General features: G+C 65.9%; 15 protein-coding genes. 6 read left to right on the plus strand and 9 right to left on the minus strand.

The window, feature by feature from the left end; translation table 11 throughout:
• The first annotated feature begins 1 nt into the window (after position 1).
• Both ACE3PH_RS12635 and ACE3PH_RS12640 read left to right on the plus strand, forming a co-directional pair.
• Entirely contained in the window at positions 2–544 is a 543-nt protein-coding gene (locus ACE3PH_RS12635; protein ID WP_374319503.1) for a flavin reductase family protein, read from the plus strand.
• Between the two features lie 61 nt (positions 545–605).
• Entirely contained in the window at positions 606–1,547 is a 942-nt protein-coding gene (locus ACE3PH_RS12640; protein WP_374319505.1) for a VTT domain-containing protein, read from the plus strand.
• On the opposite strand, the gene cadR is transcribed toward ACE3PH_RS12640, so the two are convergent.
• Positions 1,548–2,003 (minus strand): Cd(II)/Pb(II)-responsive transcriptional regulator, encoded by a 456-nt coding sequence (gene cadR / locus ACE3PH_RS12645; protein WP_374319507.1) that lies wholly within the window; start codon positions 2,001–2,003, stop codon positions 1,548–1,550. It lies immediately after the preceding gene.
• A gap of 58 nt (positions 2,004–2,061) precedes the next feature.
• Here cadR and ACE3PH_RS12650 point away from each other — a divergent pair, with 58 nt between their 5' ends.
• From ACE3PH_RS12650 to trmL, 3 genes are all read left to right on the plus strand, one after another.
• On the plus strand, positions 2,062–4,308 hold the full coding sequence (locus ACE3PH_RS12650; RefSeq protein WP_374319509.1) for a heavy metal translocating P-type ATPase: 2,247 nt from the start codon (positions 2,062–2,064) through the stop codon (positions 4,306–4,308).
• A gap of 105 nt (positions 4,309–4,413) precedes the next feature.
• Entirely contained in the window at positions 4,414–6,066 is a 1,653-nt protein-coding gene (locus ACE3PH_RS12655) for an HDOD domain-containing protein (RefSeq protein ID WP_374319511.1), read from the plus strand.
• Between the two features lie 32 nt (positions 6,067–6,098).
• Entirely contained in the window at positions 6,099–6,569 is a 471-nt protein-coding gene (trmL, locus tag ACE3PH_RS12660) for a tRNA (uridine(34)/cytosine(34)/5-carboxymethylaminomethyluridine(34)-2'-O)-methyltransferase TrmL (RefSeq protein ID WP_374319513.1), read from the plus strand.
• Here the strand turns inward: trmL and ACE3PH_RS12665 are convergent.
• The 4 genes from ACE3PH_RS12665 to ACE3PH_RS12680 all read right to left on the minus strand — a co-directional run bounded on the left by ACE3PH_RS12665 (position 6,563) and on the right by ACE3PH_RS12680 (position 8,958).
• The gene (locus ACE3PH_RS12665) at positions 6,563–7,576 is read right to left on the minus strand and encodes an NAD(P)H-dependent glycerol-3-phosphate dehydrogenase (protein ID WP_374319515.1); all 1,014 of its coding nucleotides are present in this window, start codon (positions 7,574–7,576) and stop codon (positions 6,563–6,565) included. The two genes, trmL and ACE3PH_RS12665, sit on opposite strands and share 7 nt — an antisense overlap.
• Before the next feature lie 12 nt (positions 7,577–7,588).
• Positions 7,589–8,047 carry a protein-export chaperone SecB gene (gene secB / locus ACE3PH_RS12670; protein ID WP_374319517.1) on the minus strand — a complete coding sequence of 153 codons (459 nt, stop codon included), beginning with the start codon at positions 8,045–8,047 and terminating at the stop codon, positions 7,589–7,591.
• 140 nt (positions 8,048–8,187) lie between these two features.
• Positions 8,188–8,451, minus strand: a complete 264-nt coding sequence (gene grxC, locus ACE3PH_RS12675; RefSeq protein ID WP_374319519.1) for a glutaredoxin 3 — start codon at positions 8,449–8,451, stop codon at positions 8,188–8,190.
• A gap of 102 nt (positions 8,452–8,553) precedes the next feature.
• Positions 8,554–8,958 carry a rhodanese-like domain-containing protein gene (locus tag ACE3PH_RS12680; protein WP_374319521.1) on the minus strand — a complete coding sequence of 135 codons (405 nt, stop codon included), beginning with the start codon at positions 8,956–8,958 and terminating at the stop codon, positions 8,554–8,556.
• A gap of 107 nt (positions 8,959–9,065) precedes the next feature.
• Here ACE3PH_RS12680 and gpmA point away from each other — a divergent pair, with 107 nt between their 5' ends.
• Positions 9,066–9,812: a 2,3-diphosphoglycerate-dependent phosphoglycerate mutase gene (gene gpmA / locus ACE3PH_RS12685; protein ID WP_374319523.1), complete on the plus strand. Its 747-nt coding sequence runs from the start codon at positions 9,066–9,068 to the stop codon at positions 9,810–9,812.
• A gap of 6 nt (positions 9,813–9,818) precedes the next feature.
• On the opposite strand, the gene ACE3PH_RS12690 is transcribed toward gpmA, so the two are convergent.
• The 4 genes from ACE3PH_RS12690 to prmA are packed head-to-tail and all read right to left on the minus strand — an operon-like array spanning position 9,819 to position 14,169.
• Entirely contained in the window at positions 9,819–10,808 is a 990-nt protein-coding gene (locus ACE3PH_RS12690; protein ID WP_374319525.1) for an endonuclease/exonuclease/phosphatase family protein, read from the minus strand.
• 2 nt (positions 10,809–10,810) lie between these two features.
• Complete coding sequence (locus tag ACE3PH_RS12695; protein ID WP_374319527.1) at positions 10,811–11,728, minus strand: carbohydrate kinase family protein; 918 nt, start codon at positions 11,726–11,728, stop codon at positions 10,811–10,813.
• Between the two features lie 29 nt (positions 11,729–11,757).
• On the minus strand, positions 11,758–13,188 hold the full coding sequence (locus tag ACE3PH_RS12700; protein ID WP_374319528.1) for a DUF3426 domain-containing protein: 1,431 nt from the start codon (positions 13,186–13,188) through the stop codon (positions 11,758–11,760).
• 33 nt (positions 13,189–13,221) lie between these two features.
• Positions 13,222–14,169 (minus strand): 50S ribosomal protein L11 methyltransferase, encoded by a 948-nt coding sequence (prmA, locus tag ACE3PH_RS12705; RefSeq protein WP_374319680.1) that lies wholly within the window; start codon positions 14,167–14,169, stop codon positions 13,222–13,224.
• Between the last annotated feature and the right edge of the window lie 7 nt (positions 14,170–14,176).

Consider the following 14,176-nt stretch of genomic DNA (forward strand, 5'->3'; position numbering starts at 1 on the left):
CATGCGCACCTTGCCTTTGCACAAGGCTTTCACCCTCATTGAGCCCGGCCCAGTGGTGTGGGTCACCACCCACGATGGCGAGCGCCCCAATGTCATGACCATCACCTGGACCATGGTGCTCGACTTCACCCCCCGTTTCGCATTGGCCACCGGGCCCTGGAACCATTCCTACGCGGCGCTGGAGACCACACGGGCGTGTGTGCTGGCCATACCCGATGCGCCCTTGCTGGACAAGGTGGTCGGCGTGGGTACCTGTTCCGGGAGCGACACCGACAAGTTCGCGCGCTTCGGATTGACGCCGGTAGCGGGACGCCAGGTGCAAGCGCCACTCATCAAGGAGTGTCTGGCCAACATCGAGTGCCGGGTGGTCGACATCGTGCAGGCACATGGCATCGTCGTGCTGGAGGGGCTGGTTGCCCATGTGAGCACAGGCTACCAGCGCCGGCCCATGCTGCATGCGGTGGGTGATGGTACTTTCGTGGTCGACGGGGAGCGGTTGAACCGCCGGCGACAGATGCGCAGCAAGCTGCCGCCAGGGGTGTGACCCCACGCCGGTGCCGGTCTGGCAGCCTCGCTACACTGCTGGCTGGAAGGAATGGCACCACGTGGACCTGAATCAGCTCACCGACACCCTGCGACACAACGCCGTCATGACGGTGTTCTTCAATGTGCTGATGCAGCAGTTGGGCCTGCCTGTGCCGGCATTTCCGACCTTGCTGGTGGTGGCCAGCCTGGCCACAGATGGTGCAGGGCTGATTCCGCTGTTGCTGGTGGCCACGGTCGCCTCGGTGCTGGCCGACTGGGTCTGGTACCGTGCCGGCCGGCTGTTCGGCTACCGCGTGCTGACCGGCTTGTGCCGCCTCTCCATCAACCCGTCCTCCTGTGTCAGCCAGACCGAGGCGCGCTTCGTGCGCTGGGGCCTGCCCTCGCTGGTGGTGGCGAAGTTCCTGCCCGGCTTTTCGACCGTGGCCCCTCCGATCGCGGGTGCTTTGCGCATGAACCAGATCGGCTTCCTGGGTGCGGCGGGTCTGGGTGCCGCCCTGTGGGCCGGAGTGGCGCTGTGCCTGGGCTGGTTTCTGAAAGACCGTGTGCAGGCTGTCATGCAGTTTCTCGATCGCGACGCATCCAGCGCGCTGATCGCCGTGGGCCTGGCCTTGCTGGTGTGGCTGTCGTGGAAGCTCTGGCAACGCCGCCGCTTCAAGCGCCTGAGCGCCGTGCCTCACATCACGCCCCTGGAATTGCTGGCGGCGTTGGAAGCCGAACGCCCACCTCTGGTGCTGGACCTGCGTGGCCCGGCCATGGTGGCCGAAAAAGGCCCGATTGACGGGGCGCGGCTGGCGCAGCACCAGCATCCCCAGGATGCCGTGGGTGACTGGCCCAAGGACCAGCCCATCGTGACCATCTGTGCCTGCCCGGAAGACGCGGGGGCGATCCATGCAGCCCACCTGCTGCTGGAACAGGGTTACCAGTCGGTGCGCCCCTTGCAAGGCGGCTATGAAGCCTGGGTCGCTGCCAACCAGCGGGATGCCCGCCCGCCCTCGGCCTGATCAACGGCGGCCATGGACATGGCGCAGGTGGCTGTGCTCTTTGGCGGGCGCCGCGTGGTCGCTCACCGCTTCGGACAAGCCGGCCAGGATGCCGCATTGCTCCGCCGGGCGTGACTCGCTGCAGCGCAGCCTCAATTCCTTGAGGTGCTTTTCCAGCGACTTCAACTCCTGAATGCGTTGCGACACATGCCCGATGTGCTCGTCCAGCAGCGCGTTGACATGCCCACAGTTCTCGTCCGGGGCATCCTTGAAGCGCAGCAACACCCGCACCTCGTCGAGCGACATGTCGAGGCTGCGGCAATGCCGGATGAACTGCAGGCGTTCCAGATGGGCGGCCTGGTAGACCCGGAAATTGCCCTGCGTGCGTTGCGGGGCCGGCAACAGGCCTTCCCGCTCGTAGTAGCGGATCGTCTCCACGGGGGTGGTGGCGGCTTGCGAGAGTTCTCCGATCTTCATGGCTTGACTCTATAGCAACTACAGGGATTCCAATAGAGGCCATCAGCGGAAATCCACGATGTTCAACCCTCACCCACACCACACCCATCACGATCACACGGCCGAGCACGGGGCGTGCGGCTCAGCCCATTGCTGTGGCGGTGCCCACGATGACCATGCCCATGAGCCGGTTGTCAGCCAACCCTTGGCAGCGGGCGCCAGTACCCTGCTGCTGAGCATCCCGGCCATGGATTGCCCGGTCGAAGAGGGCCAGATTCGGCGTGTGCTGGAATCCATCGCCGGCATCCGCAGGCTGCAGTTTGACCTCGCAGGCCGCGCCCTGGCCATCGACGCCGATGCCGCGCAGTGGTCGAGCATCCGGCAGGCCATCGTGTCGGCCGGGTTTGCCAATGACATCCTGGCTGCACCGCCTGCGGCGGACGCTGTTGCGGCATCGCGCCGATCGGAACTGGTCCAGCTGGTGATGGCGCTGCTGGTCGCCACCGTGGCCGAGTTGCTGCATTTCTTCGCCCCCGATGCCATGTTGTGGAAGGTGGCGGGCATGGCGGTGGCCGCGTGTGCGATCGCCTTGTCCGGAACAGCGGTGCTGCGCAAAGGTGCACAGGCCTTGTGGCGAGGTCAGCTCAACATCAATGCCTTGATGACGGTGGCCGTGCTGGGTGCCTTCGTGATCGGGCAGTGGCCCGAGGCGGCCATGGTCATGGCCTTGTATTCGCTGGCCGAGTTGATCGAGGCCCGCTCGGTGGAGCGGGCGCGCGACGCCATCTCGGGTTTGCTCACCCTCTCGCCGGATCAGGCCGAGGTGCAGCAGACCGATGGCAGCTGGTCTCTGGTGGATGCCGCTCACGTCGTGCCCGGCGCCCGCGTGCGGGTCAAACCTGGCGAGCGCTTCGCGCTGGATGGCCGTGTCGTGAGTGGCCAGAGCGCCGTGGACCAGTCCGCGGTCACGGGCGAGAGCCTGCCGGTGGACAAGGTACCGGGAGACGAGGTGTTCGCCGGTACGGTCAACCAGAGCGGGGCACTCGAATTCGAGGTCACGCAGGCAGCCGGCAACACGGTGCTGGCACGCATCATCCACGAGGTGGAGGTGGCCCAGGGCAAACGCGCCCCCACCCAGCGTTTCGTCGATCAGTTCGCAGCCATCTACACGCCTGCCATCTTCGTGCTGGCGCTGGCTGTGGCTGTGGGCGCACCTCTGCTGCTGGGCTGGCCGTGGCTGAGTGCGGTCTACAAGGCCCTGGTGCTGCTGGTGATCGCCTGCCCTTGTGCCTTGGTCATTTCCACCCCGGTGACGGTGGTCAGCGGCCTGGCCGCCGCCGCGCGCCGGGGCATCCTCATCAAGGGCGGTGTCTACCTCGAAGAGGCGCGCAAGCTCCGCGTGGTCGCGGTCGACAAGACGGGCACCGTCACTCAGGGTCAACCCAAGCTGGTGGCGGCCGAGGTGCTGGCTCCGGGCTTGTCTGAGAGCCGGATCTTGGCCCTGGCTTGCAGCCTCGCACAGCGTTCGGACCACCCGGTCTCACAGGCCATTGCCGCCGGCCTGGATACGGATTTGCTGCCTGTAGCCGATTGGGGTGCCGATGCCGGTCGCGGTGTGCACGGGCTGGTGGATGGCCTGCCTGTCGTGCTGGGCAACCACCGCTGGATCGAAGAGCGGCAGCAGTGTTCGGCCGAGCTGGAGGCCCGCATGCAGGCGCACGAAGCGCAAGGCCGCACGGTGACCTTGCTGGCAGGCGAGCAGGGCGTGCTGGCCCTGTTCGCGGTGGCCGACACCACGAAGCCGAGCAGCCAGCAAGCCATCGCCGAGTTGCATGCGCAAGGCGTGCGGGTGGTCATGCTGACGGGTGACAACGAGGTAACGGCCCAGGCCATTGCCCGGCAGGTGGCCATCGATGAAGTGCACGGCAGCCTGCTGCCGCATGACAAGCTCCAGCGCGTGCAGCAGTTGGCGCAGGTCGGCCCGGTGGCCATGGTGGGTGATGGCATCAACGACGGCCCGGCCTTGAGTGCCGCCGCCATCGGTTTTGCCATGGGTGGCGCGGGCACGGGCACGGCCGTCGAAGCGGCCGACGTGCTGATCATGAACGATGACCTGCGCAAGGTGGCCGAGACCATTGCGCTGTCGCGGCGCACCTATGCCGTGCTGTGGCAGAACATCGCGTTCGCGCTCGGCATCAAGGCCGCCTTCTTGCTGATGGCCTTGTTCGATGACGCCACCATGTGGATGGCGGTGTTTGCCGACATGGGTGCCAGCCTGCTGGTGACTTTCAATGGATTGCGGCTGCTGAGGGGCGTGAAGCGCTAAAGGCGTGCCGATGTCACGGTATTTCACCGATTGATGGCGCCGGGTGTATGGCTCAATGTGAGCAGGGTTACCCGGCTCCCACTTTCCCGACATCGATCCCGAACCATGACGGCTTCCTCGTCTGCGCCCGTCCCCGAAGGCGCCCCCAACGCACCAGCGCCTTCCGATGGTCAGCAGGTGACGCTCGAATACCTGCTGCGCCGCATGCGCTACAAGAGCGACTTCCCGGCGCTGTCTGCTTCGGTGACCCGCATCCAGGCCCTGTCGGACGCCGAGCACGAGAGCCTGAGCGTACTCAGTGACGAGATCCTCAAGGATGTGGCGCTGACGCAGAAGCTGCTGCGCCTCATCAACACCGCGCACTACCGGCGTGCAGGCACCGACCCGGTGTCGACCGTCTCGCGTGCCGTCATGCTCATCGGCATGGCCGGCGTGCGCAACCTGGCCCTGTCGCTGATGCTGGTCGAGCACATGGCCGACAAGCAGCATGCCCGCCAGTTGAAAGAAGCGTTCTTGCGCACGGTGATGGCCGGCACCCTGGCCAGCGAACTCTGCGGTCGCCACCACGATGCCGAAGAAGCCTTCATCGGAGCCCTGTTTCGCAACCTGGGGCGCCTGCTGGTGGAGTTCTACCTGCCGGAAGACGCCGAGCAGATCCGCGAGCTGGTGCGACCCGAAGCCGATGCGCCGCCCGTGATGAGTGAGGAGCAGGCCTCCTTTCAGGTACTGGGGCTGGGCTTCGATGCCCTGGGGCAGCATGTCGGCAAGAGCTGGGGGCTGCCCGATACCCTGCTGCAGAACATGCGCGTGCCGGACTCGAACCCGCCGATGCGCTCCCTGGCTGCGCAACCCGAGCGCCTGTTCTGGCTTGACACGCTGGCCAACGAAGCGGCCGACGCGATGATGTTCACGACACCGGTCGAGCTTGGCCAGAAGCTGGACGCCCTCAACCAGCGCTACGCGCCTGCGCTGGAGTTGACTCGCTCGGCCGTGCAGGACGCTGCCGCGCGGGCCCGCACCCGCCTGACCGAACTCACCCGTGCCCTGCAGCTCGACATCCCGGATGACTCACCGGCCGAGCGCCTGCTCGAATCCTTCTATGTGGATGCACCCAATGCGGGCGACACCGGCGGCCCGGACGCCGCAGCCCTGGGCCTGGCCGAGCCCGACGCCGATGGCGCCCTGGGCGCCTTGCCGGCCTACACCCCGCAGGACACGGTCGGCATCCTCACCAGCGGCATCCAGGACATCACCAATACCATGGTCGAGTCCTTCAAGCTCAACGACATCCTGCAGATGATTCTGGAGACGGTCTACCGCGCACTCGATTGCCGCCGGGTGATCTTCTGTTTGCGTGACCCTCGCACCGGGCAGCTGCTCGGACGCATCGGTCTGGGGGAGCAGGCGGATACCCTCAAGTCCCTGTTCCAGATTGCCTTGACCGTGCCCCCGGGTGGGCAACCCGATCTGTTCACGGCCGTGACCCTCAAGGGGGCAGATACCCTCATCGCCGATGCCTCGGTGGCGTCCATGGCCTCCCGCCTGCCGGGCTGGTTTCGCGACCGCGTCCAGGCCCCGACCTTCCTGTTGCTGCCGCTCGTCATGAAACACCAGGGCAAGGACATGGCGCTGGGCCTGATCTATGCCGACAAGGGCCAAGCCAACAGCCTGCAGCTCAGCGAGAAGGACCTGTCCCTGCTGCGCACCTTGCGCAACCAGGCGGTGATGGCCTTTCGCCAGACCACCGGGACGCGCTGAGCTGGCGCAAGGGACAGGGGATAATCGCGGCCATGTTCCGCATCGTCCTCGTCGAACCCGAAATCCCGCCCAACACCGGCAATGTGATCCGGCTGGCGGCCAACACCGGCTGTGAGCTGCACCTCATCGAGCCCCTGGGCTTTTCGATGGACGACAAGCTGCTGCGCCGTGCGGGGCTCGATTACCACGAGTACGCCCCGGTGCGCCGCCACGCGAGCTGGCAGGCTTTTGTGGATGCCGTGCAGCCGGATCAGACCCGCATGTTTGCCTTCACCACCCGGGGCAGTCGCCCCTTTGCCGAGGTGGCCTGGCAGCCTGGCGACTGGCTGGTGTTCGGTTGCGAAACGCGGGGGCTGGATCCGGCCCTGAGGGAAACCTTTCCGACCACCCAGCGGGTGCGCTTGCCGATGCGCGCCGAGCAGCGCAGCCTCAACCTGAGCAATGCGGTGGCGGTGGCGGTGTTCGAGGCCTGGCGCCAGAACGGTTACGCCGGCGGTCAGTAAGCGCTGCTGGGGCCGACGCCTTCGGCCTTGGCCTGGCGGCTCATCAGGGCGCCCACGGCCGCACGCGGCGTGGTGTGGCCTTCAATCACGTTGACCACGGCTTCGGTGATGGGCATGGACACGCCCAGGGCCTGTGCACGCGCCAGCACCGTGGCTGCGCTGTAGACGCCTTCGGCGACATGCCCCAGCTCCTGCAGGATCTGCGGCAGGGTCTTGCCCGTGGCCAGTTGCAGGCCCACCGTGCGGTTGCGCGACAAACTGCCCGTGGCGGTCAGCACCAGGTCACCCAGGCCGGACAGCCCCATGAAGGTGTCCGGGCGGGCGCCGAGCGCTACACCCAGGCGGGTCATCTCGGCCAACCCCCGGGTGATCAGTGCGGCGCGGGCGTTGAGCCCCAGGTCCATGCCATCGGCAATGCCGGTGGCGATGGCCAGCACGTTTTTCACGGCGCCGCCCACCTCGACACCCACCGGGTCGTTCGAGGTGTAGACGCGCAGGCTGTCGGTGTTGTGGAAGGCCTGGACTGCCTGTTCGCACAGGGTCGGGTCATGGCTGGCTGCCACCAGCGCCGTGGGCTGGTTGTGCGCCACTTCGTTGGCAAAGCTGGGGCCGGAGAGCACGCCGGCGCGCAAATCGGGGCGCAGGGCCTGCGCAATCTCGTGGCCCAGCCGGCCGGTGCCTTTTTCAAAGCCCTTGCACAGCCACATCACGGCGGCCTGCTGTGGCAGGGCCTGCAGCATGGTGCCGAGCGCCGCCATGGGCGTGCCGACGATGATCAAGCCCTGGTGGGCGTGAGCATGCTCCACGGCTTCATCGAAGTCATGGGTGACGCGCAGGGACTCGGGAAAGGGCGCCTGGGGCAGGTAGCGCGCGTTGATGCGGCCGGCCTGCATGTCCTGGGCCTGCTGCAGATCGCGGGCCCAGAGCAGGACATGGGGGTTTTGGCGGGCGGCGCTGATGGCCAGCGCCGTACCCCATGCCCCGGCTCCCAGAACCGTGAGGTTCATGGGGCGTGCAGATTACGAGTTGAGGGCCTGGTTGGCCGCTTCAGCCGCTTGTTGCAGCTGCGACTCGTACATGGCCTGGAAGTTCACTTCGGTCAGGTGCACGGGCGGGAAGCCGGTGCGGTTGAGCACGTCGGCCACGGTGGCGCGCAGGTAAGGGTAGACGATCTGCGGGCAGGCGATGGCGATGATCGGCTGCATCTGGTCTTGCGGCACGTTGCGGATCTCGAACAGGCCGGCTTGCTTGGCTTCAACCAGGAACAGCACCTTGTCGTTGACCTTGGCGGTCACGGTGGCGGTCACGGTCACTTCGTACAGGCCTTCGACGACGTCTTCAGCGTGCAGGTTCAGTTGCACGTCAACCTGGGGTTGGCCTTGTTCCAGCAGGATCTTGGGTGCGTTGGGCAGCTCCAGCGACAGATCCTTCAGGTAGATGCGTTGGATGTTGAAGGATGGTTGGCCTTGCTCGCTCATGGTGAGTCCTTGTTTGACAGCGTCAGTGTGTGATTGCTGGGGCTGGATTATGGCCCAGCGCCATGACAAATCTGCGAGCTTGCGCCAGCAAGACGCCTGTTGCTAGGGCAGACCCGGCCCTCAAGCCGGGGTGCCAGGCTTCAGGCTGCCTGGTTGAGCAGGGGCAGCAGCCCACCGGCGCTGTCGAGCGCCATCAGGTCGTCACAGCCCCCCACATGGGTTTCGCCAATGAAGATCTGAGGCACGGTGCGGCGCCCGGTGATGGCCATCATGTGGTCGCGCTGTGCCGGGTCGAGGTCCACACGGATCTCTTCGACCGACTCGACCCCGCGCTGCTTGAGCAGGGCCTTGGCGCGCTGGCAGTAGGGGCAGACCAGGGTGGTGTACATCTTCACGGCTTGCATGGCGAACTTTCTGTCGGCAGAAATGAAAATCGGCGAGACATCCATTGTCTCGCCGATGACATGTCCGTCTGCGCCGTGTGGACTACGCGCGGAGCTGAAAAATCAGGCAGATTTCTCGATTGGCAGGTTGGCTTCACGCCAGGCGCTCAGGCCGCCCATCAGGGAAACGGCGCGCTCGTAGCCCATGCCCTTGAGCTGGGTGCATGCCTTGGCGCTGCGGATGCCGCTGGCGCAGACCACCACCACCGGCAGCGATTTGTTGCCAGGCAGGCCCTTGCCGCCAGCGATGTCGGCCAGGGGGATGTTCTTGGCCCCGACCACGTGGGCTGCGGCGAACTCGGCGGGTTCGCACACGTCGATGACCACGGCCTTTTCGCGGTTGATCAGCTGCACGGCTTCATTGGGCGAGACACCGTCTGCACCACCCTTGAGACGGGGCCACAGCAGCAAACCACCCGATGCGACAGCGGCCAGCAGCCAGATCCAGTTCTCGACGATGAAACTCATGGGAATTCTTTCCGTTGGATTGCCAAAGTGGGGATTTTATAATCCCGGGTTCAGTTGTCTGCGTGGCCGACAACGCTTTCCTTCCAATCCCAACCGGACACCAAGCCATGTACAAGCTCGTGCTGATTCGCCATGGCGAATCGACCTGGAACCTTGAAAACCGTTTCACCGGCTGGACCGACGTGGAACTGACCCCCACCGGCATCTCGCAGGCCATGTCGGCCGGCAAGCTGCTCAAGGCAGAGGGTTACGAGTTCGACGTGGCCTACACCTCGGTGCTCAAGCGTGCCATCCACACCCTCAACTACGTGCTGGACGAGATGGACCGCACCTGGCTGCCGGTCGTGAAGGACTGGCGCCTCAACGAGCGTCACTACGGTGGCCTGCAAGGCCTGAACAAGGCTGACATGGCCAAGCAATATGGTGACGAGCAGGTGCTGATCTGGCGCCGCAGCTATGACACACCGCCGCCGGCTCTGGATGCGAACGACCCCCGCGGTCAGCGTCAGGACCTGCGTTACGCCAAGCTCAACCCCGAGCAAGTGCCGCTGACCGAGTGCCTGAAGGACACCGTGGCCCGCGTGGTGCCCTACTGGACCGATGTGCTGGCACCGGCCATCCAGAGCGGTCAACGCCTCGTGATCGCCGCACACGGCAACTCGATCCGCGCCCTGATCAAGTACCTCGATGGCATCAGTGATGGCGACATCGTCGGCCTGAACATCCCCAACGGCATCCCGCTGGTGTACGAGCTGGACGCCAACCTGAAGCCCATCAAGCACTACTACCTGGGCGATGCCGAAGCTGCCGCTGCCGCTGCCGCCGCGGTAGCCAACCAGGGCAAAAAGGCCTGAGGCCTGTCAGCGCCAGACGCCTTCGAGCGTCATGACCACCGGGCAATGGTCTGAAAGCTGTTTCCCGGTGTCCTCGGCCTGAAAAGGCAACTGCCGGAAACTGCGGCGCGTGGCCTTGTCGGCCAGTGCCGCATCCACCAGCACATCGTCGATGAACTGCTGGTGGGTGTCATCCGGCGAACAGCCGGTATAGCGCCCCAGCGCGCTGCCGCGTACCAGGTGAGCCCCTTTGGGCTCATCGTCATCCAGTGCCGCAAACAGGTTCAGGGGGGCGCCTTCATCCGGCCCTGCCGGGTAGCGTGCGTCCTTGTCCAGGTGACGGTTGAAATCACCCAGCACGGCAAACCGCATGCCTTCGCGCACGCGCGCATCCACCCATTGCTCCAGCACAGGCACCTGCTGGCGCAGGCGTGTGCAGGGCGAAAAACTGCGGTCCAGTCGACCATCGAAACAGCCACTCTTGAGGTGCACCGCCAGCACGCGGATGGCCTTGGGCGTGCCCGGGTAGAGTGTGATGTCGGCGCCCGGCCGGCTGCCGCCATCGATGTCGAGGGCCTGCAGGTCGCCATTGCACTGGTAGGGGATGCCCTCGCGAATCGCAAAGCCCACCTTTTGCGGGTGGGCACGCTGCACAAAGCAGTCGAGCTTCCAGCCGGATCGGAACACCTGTGCCGCAGCGCCGGCGCCATCCACTTCCTGCAGACCGACCAGATCGGCATGGGCCTCGTCACGCAGTCGCTCGGCCGTGTGGCTCATGGCCAGCAGGTCGGCGGCTGTGCGCGCGGGCGGTGGGGTGCGGCCTGGCGTGCAGGGCAGGGCGCGCTCGTCGCTGCGCGGCTGGGTGCGCGTGCAGCGAGAGGCCAGTTCGTCGTGGGCGGCTGGTGTCATCAGCCAGTCCATGTTCCAGCTGGCGAGGTGCAGATCGGCTGCCCCTGCCAACTGGGTGACTGTCAGGCCGGCGCACAGCACGCCGGCCCAGACCCGCTTGCACACCATGCTCAGGCGGCGGTCTGGGCGATGACCGCAGCGCGGTCGATGCTGTAGTTCTGCGGGCCGGACACGGCGATCTTGGTGGCGCCCATGATGTTGGCCAGCTTCACGCTGCGCACCAGATCCCAGCCTTGCGAGAGCCCGTAGAGCAGGCCACCGCGGAAGGCGTCGCCGCAGCCGGTGGGGTCGACCACCGCAGTCGCCTTGATGCCCGGTACATGCGTCAGTTCGCCGTTCACGTAGACGTTGCAGCCATCGGCACCCAGTGTCTCGATCAGGCCTTGCAGACCACCGCGGGAGAGTTCGGCCAGGCTCTTGCCGGTCCGGTCGGCCAGCATCTTGCCTTCATAGTCGTTGACCGCCACCCAGGCGGCCTGCTCGATGAAGCGCTCCAGCTCGGCACCGTCGAACATGGGCAGGCCCTGGCCCGGATCGAACACGAAGGGGATGCCCGCTTCCTGCAGCTGCTCGGCATGCTGGATCATGGCGTCACGGCCGTCTGGCGCGATGATGGCCAGCTTGATGCGCTGGTCTGCCCGGATGCGCTGGGTATGTGCATGCTGCATCGCGCCGGGGTGGAAGGCGGTGATCTGGTTGTTGTCCTGATCGGTGATGATGATGGCCTGTGCCGTGTAGCTGTCATCGACCGTGGAGACATGTTCCAGGCTGACGCCCCAGTCTTTCAGGCGGGCCAGGTAGGGGCCGCCATCGGCACCCAGCGTGGCCATCACCATCGGCACGCCACCGAGCGCATGCAGGCTGTAGGCGATGTTGCCGGCGCAGCCGCCATATTCACGCTTGAGTGTGGGCACCAGGAAGCACACATTGAGGATATGGACCTGATCGGGCAGGATCTGCTGCGAGAAACGCCCGGGGAAGGTCGTGATGGTGTCGAATGCGAGCGATCCGCAAATCAGAACGGACATGATCAGGTCTTCCTCGTTGTAATGGGAAATCAGGGATAAAACAATTCGGCCGTGTAGCCGACGAGCTTGAGCTCGGGGGCCTTCAGGCGCCACAGCAGGGCGGTACTGCGTTGTGCGGGCACCGCGCCAGGCAAAGGCTGGGCAGACGGGGTCGGCTCCGACTTGCCATCGGTGTTGGCGAACCATTGTGCCTCGGCGGGGCGGAAGGCCTTGCGGGCCACGATGCTGCCATCGGTGTCGGTCAGCGTCAGGTCGATGGCAGGCCAGGCGAGCTCGATGCCGGCGCTGTTGTGAACGACGACGACCAGTCGGTAGGTGTCCGGGCCCTCGGAATTGGTGCGAACCAGGGTGGCGCTTTCGACCTGCAGGGCATCAATGCGCAGCGGGGGCGTGATCTGGCATTGGGCCAACTCGCACCACTGTGTCAGCAGCGGCTTGAGTTCGGGGTGATAGGCCGCCAGCTGGTTGCGCAGCAGGTGCGCGATCTGCAGGCCCAGCCCTGCCGTGAGAATCACTGCCAGCAACGACAGCGTGACGCGCATGCCCGTGCTGCGCCAGAACGCCTGGCGGGCCGCCTGCCGCATGAATTCGGGGGGCTGATCCTTGGCGGGTTTGGTCTGTCTGGCAGCCTTGGCCGGTTTGGCAGGCTGCTCCTCTTCCGTGTCCGATGGCTTGTCGGCCGCGGCACGGCGTCGCCAGCTCAGGCGTGACCGGCTTTCTTCCTGGGGCGGTTTGATCGGCTTGTCCGCTTCGGTGACCCGGGCTTCTCCTGGCAGCGGCGGCGGGGCGTCCGATGCCACCGTCGGTTCGAACCCAGGTTCATCCCCCAGCGCATCGCTGGGGAATTCGGCGTCGGCGAAATCAGGTCCTCCGAACTCCGCACGAGCAGGGCGCCTGTCGGTGCGTTCCGACGGCATCAGGTAGCGCGAGTCCAGCGCATCGGCTTCGTCGGTAACAGGTAGCCGGCTGGCACTGAAATCTTCCGGCATCTGCGATGTCGGCGGTTCGAGGTCCGGGTCTTCGGGCGCAGCCAGGGGGTGCTGGCTGTAGCTCGCTGGGGTGGGCGCGGGGGCGGCAACCGGCCGATCAATGGCGGTGTCGAGATCAAATTCGGTGGCGGAAGCGGGCTGGCCGCCGTGATGCAGCGGGCGCTCGCCGAGTGCAGCGAAGTCGTCATTGCTGGGCGCGACCAGGCCAGCCGCCGTGCTGGGCCATTCCGAATCGGCTTCGCCTGCCGGTTCGGGTGGCAGGGTCATGGACTCGGCTGGCCTGGCTTCTTCTTGCTGGGGCGCGCCCGGGCGTTGTGGTGGCGGCTCCCGTTCGAGGTCGAACAGGGTTGGCAGGGCGTTGAAGACCTCGTTGCAGCGGCCGCAACGCACCCAGCCTTCAGAGACCTTCAATTGGTCCTGAACGACCTTGAAGATCGTGCCGCAGTGGGTGCAACGTGTAGCCAGACTCATGGCGCCCGATGATGCCACGAGCCGGGGGCTTTCTCAGGCCTGACTTGCACCCTTGTTGCGGGTCGCCGTCATCAGGATCCAGCCTTCTTCGCTGTTGGCGACCTGCAGTTGCAGGCCCACTTCGGCGTAGGCGTCCTTCAACTCCTGTTCCTGACGGGCCAGGATACCGGCCAGCACCAGGTGGCCACCAGGGGCCACATGGCCCGCCAGCAGCGGGGCCAGCATCTTCAGCGGCGTGGCCAGGATGTTGGCCAGCACCACCGGGTAGCTGCCTTGTGCTTCGCCCACGAGGTCGGGCAGACCAGCGTGGATGGGCAACTTGCCCGACGCATCCTGAAGGTGCGCGAGGTTGGCTTCGGCATTGGCATGCGTGGCTTCGACCGCGGCCGGGTCGATGTCGACCGCATCAACCACACCAGAGCCGTGCAGGGCGGCCCCGATGGCCAGGATGCCCGAGCCACAACCGTAGTCCAGCACGCGCTGACCCTGGTAGGCCGCGCTGTGCTGCGCGATCCACTTCAGGCACATGCGGGTGGTGGGGTGCGTGCCCGTGCCGAACGCCAGGCCCGGATCAAGCCGCATCACGGTCTGGGCGGCGGCCGGCACCTCATGCCAGGTCGGCACGATGTAGAAGGTGTCGGTGATGGGAACCGGCTGGAACTGCGATTGCGTCAGGCGCACCCAGTCCTGCTCGTCGACCGGCTGAATGCCTTGCACATGGATGTCACCGGCCCAGTCCTGCGCGAGGATGAGGGTGGCGGCTTCAAGGGCTTCGGCTTCGCTGGGGAACAGGCTCTTGATGGTCGAGCGCTGCCAGGCTTCGCGGGCCACGGGCATGCCGGGCTCACCCCAGAGGGCTTCCTCGTGCTCGGTGTCGGCATCGGCGTCTTCCACCGACACCGACAGGGCGTCGATCTCCATGAGCGCATCGCTCAGGAGTTCGACTTCGGCTTCCTTGGCCAGCAAGGTCAGTTCAAACAAGGGCATG

The organism is Aquabacterium sp. (genome assembly GCF_041909175.1).
GTDB lineage: Bacteria > Pseudomonadota > Gammaproteobacteria > Burkholderiales > Burkholderiaceae_C > Aquabacterium.

What these genes read in the sequence shown, in the direction of transcription:
- ACE3PH_RS12650 (WP_374319509.1), top strand. Translation starts at nt 2,062, where the DNA reads ATGTTCAACCCTCACCCACACCACACCCATCACGATCACACGGCCGAG.
- ACE3PH_RS12655 (WP_374319511.1), top strand. Translation starts at nt 4,414, where the DNA reads ATGACGGCTTCCTCGTCTGCGCCCGTCCCCGAAGGCGCCCCCAACGCA.
- ACE3PH_RS12695 (WP_374319527.1), bottom strand. Translation starts at nt 11,728, where the DNA reads ATGTCCGTTCTGATTTGCGGATCGCTCGCATTCGACACCATCACGACC.
- grxC (WP_374319519.1), bottom strand. Translation starts at nt 8,451, where the DNA reads ATGCAAGCCGTGAAGATGTACACCACCCTGGTCTGCCCCTACTGCCAG.
- cadR (WP_374319507.1), bottom strand. Translation starts at nt 2,003, where the DNA reads ATGAAGATCGGAGAACTCTCGCAAGCCGCCACCACCCCCGTGGAGACG.
- ACE3PH_RS12700 (WP_374319528.1), bottom strand. Translation starts at nt 13,188, where the DNA reads ATGAGTCTGGCTACACGTTGCACCCACTGCGGCACGATCTTCAAGGTC.
- trmL (WP_374319513.1), top strand. Translation starts at nt 6,099, where the DNA reads ATGTTCCGCATCGTCCTCGTCGAACCCGAAATCCCGCCCAACACCGGC.
- gpmA (WP_374319523.1), top strand. Translation starts at nt 9,066, where the DNA reads ATGTACAAGCTCGTGCTGATTCGCCATGGCGAATCGACCTGGAACCTT.
- ACE3PH_RS12680 (WP_374319521.1), bottom strand. Translation starts at nt 8,958, where the DNA reads ATGAGTTTCATCGTCGAGAACTGGATCTGGCTGCTGGCCGCTGTCGCA.
- ACE3PH_RS12690 (WP_374319525.1), bottom strand. Translation starts at nt 10,808, where the DNA reads ATGGTGTGCAAGCGGGTCTGGGCCGGCGTGCTGTGCGCCGGCCTGACA.
- secB (WP_374319517.1), bottom strand. Translation starts at nt 8,047, where the DNA reads ATGAGCGAGCAAGGCCAACCATCCTTCAACATCCAACGCATCTACCTG.
- ACE3PH_RS12635 (WP_374319503.1), top strand. Translation starts at nt 2, where the DNA reads ATGCGCACCTTGCCTTTGCACAAGGCTTTCACCCTCATTGAGCCCGGC.
- ACE3PH_RS12665 (WP_374319515.1), bottom strand. Translation starts at nt 7,576, where the DNA reads ATGAACCTCACGGTTCTGGGAGCCGGGGCATGGGGTACGGCGCTGGCC.